Genomic DNA, 11,897 nt, shown 5'->3' on the forward strand with positions numbered 1-11,897 from the left:
TGCCCGCTTTCTAGTTGCCGTTGCCGGGGATGTGCACGATGGCGACCTCGCCGGCGGCCGCGGCCTGGGCGAGGGCGGCGGCGTCGGCCTGGTCGACGACGAGGTTCACGACGAGGGTGCCGGTGGACACGGTGGAGTCGCTCTGCGTGCCGACGCTGCGGACCTCGGCGCTGTCGACGAGGACGCCACCGGCCCCACTGCCGCCGCTGCCGGCGTCGGACGCGTCGCCGTCGGAGTCCGAGCCGCTGCCCGACGCGGTGCTGCCGACGCGGTAGGCGGCGACGGTGTGGCCGGACTCGAGGTCCTTGGGGTACTGGCCCTCCTTGAGGGCGAGGCCGACGGCGGCCTTGCCGGCGGGGACCGAGTCGCCTTCGGTGAACATGTTGCCGACGAGGACGGTGCCCTGATGGATCGTCGACTTGGCCTTGAGCTTCTTGAGGGCGTCCAGCTGCTCCCAGCGGACGTAGTTGATGGTGTCGTCCTCGGCCACCATCACGGAGGTGACGTCGCCGTCCTCGACGGACTCGCCGGCCGGGATCGACTCCGCGGTCACCTTGATGACCTCGATCCGGTTGCCGGCCTGGAGCACGAGCATCGTGGCGCCGAGCGCGCCGACCAGGATCAGCAGCACCGCGAGTGCGGCCAGCGCGGGTTTGCGCTCGCGAGGAGGCGTGGGAAGCCGGTCACCGACCGACGGCTGAGCCGGTGCCGCGGAACGCCCGGCGCCCGCCCCCGTACGCTCTTGGATCTTCACGCAGCCGCTCCCCGTACACCCAAGATCATTCTGCCAGTTCGCCGATGAGTCCGGACACTTCGCTCCCAGGGGCCCTCGCATGCACGCGGAAACGTCCGCATGCGTCATGCGCCGCGCAAACGTCGGCGCCGCGACGCGCCGGGACGAGTAGCCAGCGCCGAGGCGAGTGTCAAGCCATGGCACCGTATCAGCCGTGCATAAGGCCCTCAAGGCGCGTCCGGCGCAACGCACATCACCTCGTCACCATCCGTCGGAGGACAACTGTGCCGCGTCTCCCCCTCTTTACGGGAGCCACCGCAAGAGGCGGGTCCATGTACGGGAGCGAACGGCCGGATTCCTCACGCGCCGACCATCGGTCCTCCACGATCGACTCACGAGGTCCGGCAATCGCCATGCCATGATCTTGGATCCTCACGATCAGGAAGAGACGTCGGGAAGCGGGGACAGTGCGGTGACTCACACCGGCAACCAGGTGGAACTGCTGCCCATCAACGGCGCGACGCTGGCATCCGACGCCCGTGTCCTGGAGACGGCGCGCGCACTGGGGACCCGAGTCGGGGCCGACTATCTGGACGACGCGGCGGTTTCCGCCCTCCTGGCAGAGCGCCGCCGTGCGTTGGCGGCAAGGCAGCGCGGCCCGCTCGCCTGGATCGGCGCACTGGCCATGGCGCTGACCGTGCTCTGGCCGATGTCCGCTCCGCTCGTCCCCGCACTCTCCGACCGCCCGGCGTTGGCGTTCGGCCCAGCGGGCGTGTGGCTCGTGCTGGCCGTGGCGACCCTGACGGCGATGCGCGTTCGCTGGAAGCGGGAGCTGCTGCATCCGTGGCTCGCCGGGTACCGCCAACTGCTGGGACTGGCGCGGGCACACGGCCTGCCCCTGACCCACGTGCCGTACTGGCTGGAGGGCAGGTCGCCCGACGGGACCGGGAAGGGGGCGGCGCCCATACCGTCGTATCCGAAGGTCGAGCCGGTAGCCGAGCAGGCGGCCCCCGGGCAGCCCTCGCAGGCGCAGCCGAGCACGGCCCCGACGACGCCGGTGTCCGCCGACCCCGCGACGCCGGTGTCCGCCGACCCCGCGACGCCGGTGTCCGCCGACCCCGCGACGCCGGTGTCCGCCGACCCCGCGACGCCGGTGTCCGTCCCCCCGAAGCCGGCGACCGTCGCGTCGTACGAGGCGATGGCGGACGAGGGCGGCTGGCACGACGAAGCGGGGTGTCTGCTGATCGCGGCGGGCGGAGGCGGCGCGTTGTGGGCGGCGACCTCCGACGCACCCGTCGGCTATCTCGCCCCCGTACTCCTCGTGCCCCTCGCCATCTCGGTCTGGGTCTCGGGCAGCCGACAGGGCGCGGAGAAGGAGCGCTTGAGGCAGGAGGCCCTGGCCTACGTCCGACAGGTCGCGGCGGCACAGGCGGCGGGTGCGCGGGTGCCGGAACTGTCGCCGGCGCTGCGCAAGTTGCTGGAGGAGTGAGCGCGGCGGGTGGCGTCGGGCGGGGGCCTCGTCGCGCCGGTGCCGAGCGGGGAAGAGCGAACGTTGTCCGCGGTTGGCCCCTTCAAGTCAGCGCTGCCGCATCTGGGAATCACCCGAACGACGCACGGTGCGGCGGGGCGCAGCCGTGACCTCGCCACCGTCGGCTTCTGGGCGCACGGCGGGGAATGGCACACCCGCCCGAGGATGTGGCGGTGGCTCCGCCGCCCGGGCCCGGGCGGCTCCGGCTGATGCGGATGTGGGCGCCGATGGTGCCGTTGGCGGAGTCGGCGCCCGAGTCGGGGGTGGGTACGGTCCCGGTGCCTGACTGATCAACGCCCTGGCCGTCGTCCGCGTACGACGTGGCCGGCGCCCAACGCGAGGAGGCCGGCCGTGGTCATCGCGCGGGGACGCCCGGAGGCCGGTCACCGGACGTACGCTGCGGCCCCCTTCTTGCAGTTCTGCTGCGTCGCCTGCTAGTCGCCCTCGTGTCTCATATCCAGCGCAGCGAGTGCGCCATCGCGTCGCACAGCTCGCCCATGGCGCTGTCCGTTCCGCTCAGCGGCATCGAGCAGGCCAGGTGCAGATAACCCACGTCACCCGGCATACGGACGTGGAAGTCGAGCGTCGTCCCGGTGCGGGCGCGGACCGTGCGGCCGGCGGGCAGGTCGACGAGGCCCACCTCGGTCTCCGGACCCCGGCGCCGGGCCAGCGTCTCGGCGAACTCCTCCGGCGTGGGCGCGAGGCCGCGGGGCGTTGGCGGCCAGGAGATCAGCAGGGACGCCGGCAGCGCCGAGCCGCCGGGTGACTCCGAACGGAGGAAGAACTCCAGGGCGCCGCGGATGAGTCCGTTCTCGGCGGTGTTGCGCAGGGCGACCCACGTGCTGCGGGCCACCTCGGCGGGCATGCCGCTGCCGGTGAACTCCTTGTCCACGAAGGTCTTCAGCTGTCCGCGCCAGCGCTCCCGTGTGAGGTCGACGCGGAACCAGTCGCGGGGGACGAGGAGGCGGTAGTCGGAGGGCGGGGTTTCGGGCACGGTGGCGGTCACGCCCCCGACAGGGAAGTAATGAGCGGTGCGCCGTCGGCGCCGTACAGGCGGATGCTGCTGACGATGTTGCCGAACATCGTGGAGAACGTGTCCCAGGCGGGGAGGGTGGGCGTCGACATCTCCATGACCAAGGTGGTGCCGTTCGGGAGCGGGACGTAGACCCGTATGAACGAGGTCTCGAAAAGGAGGCTTTCGCCGGACTCGGTGAGCTCGCCCAGCAGCTTGGCGTCCCGGGTGCCGACGTACGAGACGGCCCATCCGCACGACAGTTCGATCCGCGAGGTCTCCCCGGTACCGAGGCGGTTCAGGCCGGCGGCGATGGCCTTCGCCGCGCCCTGGACGTCGTTCGCCTGCGGGCTGTCCACGAGGGACGCGAACACCGTCGCGGTGCACGGTGTCCCGTCCATCGCCGCCACGCAGAGGGCCGCGTACTGGGCGCCTGCTTCCAGCAGGTCGTCGATGCCGAGAGCACAGGTGACCGCGAGCGCCGTCTGCGCCTCCTCTCCCGCGCCGGGCAGCGCCTTCTCCACGAGCTCACCCAGCAGTCGTACGGCCTCGTCGTCGTCCTGCACGTAGAGGGGGAGGTCGTGGAAGTTCTCCGGCATCACCCAGCGCACTTGTATGTCGTCCGCGTGCAGCGCGGCCGGCGCGGGACCGGTGGGTATCAGCGCCGGCAGTTCGGTCTCGGTCGTCACGGGGACTGTTCCTGTTCGGGGACGGGGCGGTCGGGCGCCTCCGGGAAGAATTTCCGGGAGGTCGCGTACATGCCGTAGTACGGGTACAGGCGCGGGATGTCCGCGCCGCCCTTGCGGGCGATGCCGACGATCTTGCGGTACAGACGCGCCCGGCAGCGCACGTTGCGGACGACGGGGTCGAGCAGGGTGCGCCTGCGGGCCAGGTAGGCGCCGATGATCAGGCCGCAGACGATCAGGGCGTCCACGACGACGAAGCCGATCTGGAACTGGCGCGACTTCTGGGATGCGACCAGATCCCAGAAGGGCCAGGCGCCGACTCCGAAGACCAACAGCGGCACCGCTAGCAGACAGCCGATCAAGCTGCCCTGCTCCGTGTCCTCCCGGCGCTGGAACAGCAGCCAGTGCACGGCCCTGTCGTCGAGGAAGTCGAAGCGGACCTCGCGCCCGTACTTCTCCGCGGCCGCTCTCGCCTCCGGCACCGCCGCGATGACGGACGAGGGGACCATGTTGTGGACCGTTCCCTGGTCGTCGACGAAACGGCCGAACTCGAGCGCTTGGTAGTCGCCCATGGTTTCCTCTTTCCTACGCGGCGGGCGCCAGAGCGGCGTGGAACGACGCGGACGACGGTGTGGGGCTGGGACTCGGAGCCGGCTGCGGTGAGGGGGACGGCGGGGTCGGGACGCCGGACGGGGCAGGTGTCAGGTCGGGGGTGGGCCTGGGCCTCGGGACGACCGTCGGGGAGCCGCCGCCGCTGGGCGAGTCCTCGATGCCGTCCATCCTGTTCTTCACCCGGAGCACACCCTGCACACCCGCATTGACCAGGGACGCGCCCTTGATGTAGCGGGTGACCAGTTCGGGGTCGAACCCGTTCGCCGGGAGCTTGATCCTGGTGATGCCCTTGCTCGTCAGGTACTTGGAGGCCAAGACGACACCCTTGTTGAAGTTCTTCACGGCGAATCCGTTGGTGAAGCCGGCCCAGACGGCGTTCTTCGCCGTGAGGAAACGGGAGCCCTTGGCCGCCGCGGTGAGCCCCTTGAGCGCGCCGAGGCCGGGGATGATGCCCAGCACGTCCAGGCCGATCTTCAGCAGGTCGAGTTTGCCGCCGCGTGCGAAGACGTCGTAGAGGCGACCCGTGAGGGCGGTGGCGCTCAGCGCGGACGCCGCGAGCACCAGCACGAAGGCCAGTGTGCCGCCGGACAGGACCACCGCCGCGACCAGCGCCGCGACCGCCAGCACCGTGGCGGCGGCGGAGAACCAGTCCGCGTGGTCCGCGATGAAGTTCATGATGCCGCCGGGATCCCGGACGCCGTCGTGGTGGATCACGTTCTTGATCTTCTTGGCCGCCCGGCTCGCCGCGTCGTCGCGGATCTCCTTCGCCTGTTCGATCTTCCGGCGCGCCTTGGCCATGAGGAGCGCGGCGTCGTCCCGCTTCTTGCCCTGCTTGGTGCGCTCGGTGTGGTCCTCGCGGGACGGCACGGTGCCCTCGAACGGCTCCAGCGCCTTCAGCGCCGCCTTGTGGTCGGACTCGGCCGCGCGGAACTCCTCCAGGGCCTTGTCGGCCATGCGCTGCGCCCGGTGCAGTTCGCCGGCGTACTCGTCGGACCGGCCGTCGCCCTCGACGACCTTGGTGCCGAGCGCGGTGGCGGCCTCGTCGTAGCGGTCGTACGCCTTCTTCAGCCGACCGGCCGTGTCGCCCGCGATCTCGTGGAAGGCGCGGCCCGCGTCGCTGTCCCAACCGTCCACGGACGCCAGCGCCTTGATGTTCCGCGCCTGCTTGTCGATCTCGTCGGCCATGCCGCGCAGCTTCTTGCCGAGCCGCGCCACCTCGTACGGGTCACCGGGGACCGGATCGGAGTCGTACATCGGTGACCAGTCCTTGGGACGGGCTGTCACTGGCTACTTCTCCTTCTTGCCGTTCTTCTTGGCTTCCCGGAGCGCGTTCGCGAGCTCGTGGTCGATGTCCTCGTACGCCTTGGCCGCATTGGCCGTGTACTTGGCGAGGTTCTCGATGTCCTCCATGAGCTTCTTGCGGTTCTTCTTCCACGTCTGGGAGAAGTCGTCGAAGACGTCCCGCAGTTCGTCGCTGCCGAGGGCGTCGCCGTACTCGTCGGCGGGGTTGCCGTTCTCCTCGAACTCCCGGTGGATCCGGTAGAGCGAGTTCGAGCACTCCTTGATCAGATCGAGGTCGTACCGAGTCCTGTCTGCCACCCGTTCAGACTTCCTGCCTCACAAAGGGCCCACCGGGCGCGGGCGTGGCGGACATCCCACGTGCCCCGCCACGCCCGCCCGGTGCGGCGGCCGGCGACGTCACGAACCCTTTGCGCTCTTCGCGAGCTGCTCGTCCAGGTCCTCGTAGGCCTGCTTGGCCTTCTTCAGGAACTCGGACATGCCCTCCAGGCCCTCCATGGCCTTCTTGGCGCCCTTGGTGAAGTCCTTGAACGACTCCTCGAAGGCGGCGGATCCCTTCTGGGTGGTGTAGCCGTTCTCGACGAGCTGCTTGATGCGGTCGTCGATGGTGTCCAGCTCGCCGTGCAGCCGGTGCATGTCCTTCAGAAGCTTGCCCGCTTCCTTGTCCATCTCGGCATAAGTGATATCCGCGTCTTTCTTGGCCATGACGGCTCCCTCCCGTTTCCGACAGCCGCAGGGCGGACCCCCGTGGCTACGTCGCAGTGGACGCTGTGGAGACCCGAGCAGTTGCGGGCGTCCGCGTGAGCAAAGATCTTACGGGCGGGCGGGATGGGATCCCAGGGGCGTCGTGGGGGTGGATCGTGAACGCGGACGCGTTCGGGGCCCGAGTGCAACGTCACGGTGTGCGCGGCCCGTTCGGAGTGACCGCGTCGGCCTGCTCAGGCCGGTCCGCCCCTTGCCGGGCCAGTCCTGGGAGTTGGTCCAGGCAGACGCACAGTCGGAGTCCACGGAGACTCGGGCCTCGGCTCGGGCCCGGGGCAATGGCACCGTCGAGCGGTGACCGCCGATCGCCTGATCGCTGCACGGACGTCGGGGACTTGCCGTCCCCCCGGCACCCGATGTCCCCCCTTCCCTCGCCCTACCCCGAACATCGCCCATCGCGTCGCCCGCCACCGCCGGCACCGCCATGACCGCGCCCTCCACTCCGTCGCCCCCACCTCCCATTGCCCAAAGCAAACCCCCGACCACTAAGGTCGCTTCCGTTGCGGGGGCGGCCTCGGGGCCGGCGGGAGTCGGTGCGGAGCCGGTACGGAGGCAGTGAGGAGGACGGACGTGCGTCTGAGTCTGACCGTCGTCGATCCGATCGGTGGGGCCACCGCCGACGTGGTGCTCGACGCCGATCCGGAGTCGCCGATGGGTGACATCACCCGGGAGCTGGCGCGGCAGGTGGGGCTGGGCGACGGGGCGCGGATCATTCCCCTCGGGGGGCAGCGCACGGCCGGCTCGGGTGATGCGCCGCAGGCCTTCGTCGACGGGTATCTCCTCGATCCGGACTCCACCATCGGCGGTTCGCCGTTGCGCGAGGGCGCCGTCGTCAGTCTGTACGACCCGGCCGGGTGTCTGCTCGGGGAACCCACCGGCGTGGTCGAGTTCCGGGTCGTGGGCGGGCCCGGCGCGGGGGCCGTGCACCGGCTCGGGGTCGGCCGGTACGACATCGGCAGCGGGGCCGCCGCGCAGATCCGCGTCGACGATCCCGAACTGGACGGTCGTGCGGCCACCTTGTCCATCGCGATCGACGGGACCTGCCAGGTCGTCGTGCACGGCGAGGGCAAGGAGGACGCCCGGCTCGACGGGGAGGCCCTCGACGGGGACGCGTGGCCGCTCGGCGCCCAGCTCGCCGTGGGGAACAGCCTGCTGGAGATCGTCGCGTACACCCCGCCGAACGCCGCGCTGAAGTGGTCGGAGGACGGCATCGGCCTCGACTACAACCGGCCCCCGCGGCTGCGGCCCGCCGAGCGGCAGACGCGGTTCCGGCTGCCGTCGCCGCCCGGTGAGTTCGAGGCGCGCCCGCTGCCCTGGCTGATGGCGCTGTTCCCGCTGGTCGGCGCCGTCATCGCGGTGATGATCTTCAATCGCTGGTACTTCCTGATCATGGCCGTGCTGAGCCCGATCATGCTGTTCGGCAACTACTTCCTGGACAAGAAGCACGGCCGCAAGTCGCACGCCAAGCAGATGAAGGAGTACAAGGAGACCAAGGCGCGGATCGAGAGGGACGCCGAGGAGTCCCTGGTCACCGAGCGCACCGACCGTCGGCAGGCCATCCCCGACCCGGCCGCCGTCCTCACCTTCGGCACCGGCCCCCGCACCCGCCTGTGGGAGCGCCGCCGCACCGACGCCGACCACCTCCTCCTGCGGGTCGGCACCGGCCGCATACCCTCCGAGGTCGTGCTCGACGACCCGGAGCAGGACGACCACAAGCGCGAGGTCACCTGGCACATCGAGGATGCTCCCGTCGCCCTGCCGCTGAAGGACCTCGGCGTGATCGGCCTCGCCGGGCGCGGCGACTCGGCGCAGGCGCTGGGGCGTTGGGCCGTGGCGCAGACGGCGGTGCTGCACAGCCCGATGGACGTGCAGTTCTACGTGCTCACCGAGAACGACGCGCACGGCCGCTGGGACTGGGTGCGCTGGCTGCCGCACGCCCGCCCCTCCAGCGGCCAGGACGTCAACCTGCTGATCGGCACGGACTCCGAGACCGTCGGCGCCCGCGTCGGCGAGCTGACCCAGTTGCTGGACGCCCGGCAGAAGGCGCTGAAGGAGTCGGGGCGCGGTGACGGCGGCCCGGCCTTCTCCGACCCGGACATCGTGGTCGTGTGGGACGGCTCGCGGCGGCTGCGGTCCATGCCCGGCGTCGTACGGCTGCTGCGGGAGGGGCCGGCCGTGAGCATGTACGCGATCTGCCTGGACGAGGAGGAGCGGTTCCTGCCCGGCGAGTGCCAGGCCGTCGTCGTGGCCGAACCGCTGCGCAGGGACGACGCCACCGCCGCGTCCGCCGCCGTCCCTCAGCCCGCCGCTCCGCCCGGCGGCTTCCCCTCCTTCCACGCCTGGCACCAGACCGCCCAGCAGCCCGGCGGGAATCAGGACGAGGCGTCCGAGCTGCGGCTGCGCGTCGAGCAGAGCGGCGCCCGCCGGATCGGGGACGTACGGCCCGACTTCGTCTCCCCCGCCTGGTGCGCCCGTCTGTCGCGGTCGCTGTCGCCGCTGCGGGACATCAGCGGCGAGACCGAGGACTCCGCGCTGCCCGCCTCCAGCCGGCTGCTGGACGTGCTCCAGCTGGAGCCGCCGACCGGCGACGCGATCGCCGCGCGGTGGCGGATGGGCGGCCAGTCGACGACGGCCGTGATCGGCGAGTCGTACGACGGCCCGTTCGGCATCGACCTGCGCAAGGACGGGCCCCACGGTCTGATCGCCGGTACCACCGGTTCCGGCAAGTCGGAGCTGCTGCAGACGATCGTGGCGGCGCTGGCCGTGGCGAACACGCCGGAGAACATGACCTTCGTGCTCGTCGACTACAAGGGCGGCTCGGCGTTCAAGGACTGTGTCGAACTGCCGCACACCGTCGGCATGGTCACCGACCTCGACGCGCACCTCGTGGAGCGGGCGCTGGAATCGCTCGGCGCGGAGCTGAAGCGACGCGAGCACATCCTGGCGGCGGCCGACGCCAAGGACATCGAGGACTACCGGGACCTGGTGCGCCGGGACCCGTCCCACCAGCCGGTCCCCCGGCTCCTCATCGTCATCGACGAGTTCGCGTCGATGGTCCGCGACCTGCCGGACTTCGTCACCGGCCTGGTCAACATCGCCCAGCGGGGCCGTTCCCTCGGCATCCACCTGCTGCTCGCCACGCAGCGCCCGAGCGGCGTCGTCTCCCCGGAGATCCGGGCCAACACCAACCTGCGCATCGCGCTGCGCGTGACCGACGCCGGCGAGTCCACCGACGTCATCGACGCGCCCGACGCCGGTCACATCTCCAAGAGCACGCCCGGCCGCGCGTATGTGCGCCTCGGGCACGCCTCGCTGATCCCGTTCCAGTCCGGACGCGTCGGCGGGCGGCGGCCCGGGGCCGCCGATCCGAGGACGCTGGAGCCGTGGGCGGGCGAGCTGGCCTGGCAGGACCTGGGCCGGGCCACCCTGCGCAAGCCGAAGTCGCAGGCGCGCGAGGAGGAGGAGATCACCGACCTGAAGGTGCTGGTGGACGCCGTGCGCGAGGCCAACGGCGCGCTCGGCATCCCCGCCCAGCACTCCCCCTGGCTGCCGGCCCTGGAGGAGACGCTGCTGCTGGACGACATCCCGGCCGTGCCCGCGCAGGGCGCGCTGCCCGCGGCGCCGTACGGTGTCGAGGACCTGCCCGCCGACCAGGCCCGCCGTCCGGTCGCCGTGGACTTCGCGACCTTCGGGCACCTCCTCGTCGGCGGCGCCCCGCGCACCGGCCGCTCGCAGCTGCTGCGCACCATCGCCGGTTCACTGGCGCGCACCAACTCCTGCGCCGACGTGCACCTGTACGGCATCGACTGCGGCAACGGCGCCCTGAACGCGCTGACCCGCCTGCCGCACTGCGGCGCGGTGGTCGGCCGCAACCAGCTCGAGCGCGTCGTACGCCTCTTCACCCGGCTCTCCGGCGAACTCACCCGCCGGCAGGACCTGCTGGCGGAGAAGGGCTTCGCCGACATCGGCGAGCAGCGGGCGGCCGTGCCGGAGGAGGAGCGGCTGCCGCACATCGTGCTGCTGCTGGACCGCTGGGAAGGCTGGCTGCCCACGCTCGGCGAGTACGACCACGGGGACCTGACCGACCAGTTGATGACGATGATGCGGGAGGGCGCGAGCGTCGGCCTGCACGTGGTGATCACCGGCGACCGTCAGGTGCTCGCGGGCCGGATCTCCGCCCTGACCGAGGACAAGTACGGTCTGCGGCTCGCGGACCGCGGCGACTTCTCGATGCTGGACATCAACTCCCGCAAGGTTCCCGAGGAGATCCCGCCGGGCCGCGCCTTCCGCAACGAGACGGCGACGGAGACGCAGTTCGCGCTGCTGTCGGAGGACACCACCGGTCAGGGCCAGGCCGCCGCGCTGATGGCGATCGGGGACGCGGCGACCGCCCGGGACGCGGACGTGCCGCGCTCGCGCCGGCCGTTCCGGGTGGACGTGCTGCCCAGCCGGATCTCCTTCGCCGACGCCTACGCCATGCGCGACCCGCAGACGACCGGCTCCCCGCTGTGGGCGCTGGTCGGCGTGGGCGGCGACGAACTGACCGCGTTCGGACCGGACCTGGCCGAGGGTGTGCCGGCGTTCGTCATCGGCGGGCCCGCCAAGTCGGGCCGCAGCACGGTGCTGATGAACTTCGCCCGCTCCTATCTCGCCCAGGGGGTACGGCTGGTCGTCGCCGCGCCCCGGCAGTCGCCGCTTCGCGAACTGGAGGGCCGGGAGGGGGTGCTGCGGGTCTTCACCGGCCGGGACGTCGACGAGGACGAGCTGGAGGAGGCCGTGGGGCCGGCCACGCGGGAGCAGCCGATCGCCGTGCTCGTGGACGACGCCGAGGTGCTGGACGACTGCGACGCGGAGGACGTCTTCAAGCGGATCCTGCAGAGCGGCGTCGAGGAGGGGCTCGCGCTGGTGATCGCCGGTGACGAGGAGGAGATCTGCGACGGCTTCTCCGGCTGGCAGGTCGACACGAAGAAGGCCCGCCGCGGCATCCTGCTCTCCCCGCAGGACAGCTCAGCGGGCGAGCTGATCGGCATCCGCACGACCCGCAGCATGGTCGGCGGCCCGATCGCCCCCGGCAAGGGCATGCTGCACCTGGGCAGCGGGGAGCACATCACGGTGACGACGCCGATGTGAGCGGGCGCCTGCGCCGGCGGCGGGGCGGGGAGCGTGGCGGGAAGCGTGAAGGGGGAGCGTGGAGGACGGGGAAGGGCCGTCGCCGCGGAAAGCCTGCGGCGGCGGTGCCGGGAGGGCGGGGCGGAATCGTCGCCG

General features: G+C 71.5%; 9 protein-coding genes. 2 read left to right on the forward strand and 7 right to left on the reverse strand.

Annotated elements, in window-relative coordinates; all coding sequences use genetic code 11:
* Positions 1-10 precede the first annotated feature (10 nt).
* A complete protein-coding gene (locus tag ABZY13_RS19760) occupies positions 11-754 on the reverse strand; it encodes a hypothetical protein (RefSeq protein ID WP_356632381.1) in 744 nt (247 codons plus the stop codon).
* 451 nt (positions 755-1,205) lie between these two features.
* On the opposite strand from ABZY13_RS19760, the gene ABZY13_RS19765 reads away from it, so the two are divergent.
* Positions 1,206-2,222, forward strand: coding sequence for a hypothetical protein (locus tag ABZY13_RS19765; RefSeq protein ID WP_356632383.1), 1,017 nt, complete (start codon positions 1,206-1,208; stop codon positions 2,220-2,222).
* A 490-nt stretch (positions 2,223-2,712) separates the two neighbouring features.
* On the opposite strand, the gene ABZY13_RS19770 is transcribed toward ABZY13_RS19765, so the two are convergent.
* The 6 genes from ABZY13_RS19770 to ABZY13_RS19795 all read right to left on the reverse strand — a co-directional run bounded on the left by ABZY13_RS19770 (position 2,713) and on the right by ABZY13_RS19795 (position 6,575).
* Positions 2,713-3,267 carry a hypothetical protein gene (locus ABZY13_RS19770; RefSeq protein WP_356632385.1) on the reverse strand — a complete coding sequence of 185 codons (555 nt, stop codon included), beginning with the start codon at positions 3,265-3,267 and terminating at the stop codon, positions 2,713-2,715.
* Positions 3,264-3,962, reverse strand: a complete 699-nt coding sequence (locus tag ABZY13_RS19775) for a hypothetical protein (RefSeq protein ID WP_356632387.1) — start codon at positions 3,960-3,962, stop codon at positions 3,264-3,266. The genes ABZY13_RS19770 and ABZY13_RS19775 overlap by 4 nt, the downstream gene beginning before the upstream one ends.
* Positions 3,959-4,531: a hypothetical protein gene (locus ABZY13_RS19780; RefSeq protein WP_356632389.1), complete on the reverse strand. Its 573-nt coding sequence runs from the start codon at positions 4,529-4,531 to the stop codon at positions 3,959-3,961. The genes ABZY13_RS19775 and ABZY13_RS19780 overlap by 4 nt, the downstream gene beginning before the upstream one ends.
* Positions 4,532-4,544: 13 nt before the next feature.
* Positions 4,545-5,855, reverse strand: a complete 1,311-nt coding sequence (locus ABZY13_RS19785) for a putative T7SS-secreted protein (RefSeq protein WP_356632390.1) — start codon at positions 5,853-5,855, stop codon at positions 4,545-4,547.
* 3 nt (positions 5,856-5,858) lie between these two features.
* The gene (locus ABZY13_RS19790) at positions 5,859-6,170 is read right to left on the reverse strand and encodes a hypothetical protein (protein WP_356632392.1); all 312 of its coding nucleotides are present in this window, start codon (positions 6,168-6,170) and stop codon (positions 5,859-5,861) included.
* 99 nt (positions 6,171-6,269) lie between these two features.
* The gene (locus tag ABZY13_RS19795) at positions 6,270-6,575 is read right to left on the reverse strand and encodes a WXG100 family type VII secretion target (RefSeq protein ID WP_356632394.1); all 306 of its coding nucleotides are present in this window, start codon (positions 6,573-6,575) and stop codon (positions 6,270-6,272) included.
* Between the two features lie 627 nt (positions 6,576-7,202).
* On the opposite strand from ABZY13_RS19795, the gene ABZY13_RS19800 reads away from it, so the two are divergent.
* Positions 7,203-11,762, forward strand: coding sequence for an FtsK/SpoIIIE domain-containing protein (locus ABZY13_RS19800; protein WP_356632396.1), 4,560 nt, complete (start codon positions 7,203-7,205; stop codon positions 11,760-11,762).
* Positions 11,763-11,897: the final 135 nt, after the last annotated feature.

Origin of the sequence: Streptomyces sp. NPDC006610 (genome assembly GCF_040611575.1) — a bacterium.
Lineage (GTDB): Bacteria > Actinomycetota > Actinomycetes > Streptomycetales > Streptomycetaceae > Streptomyces.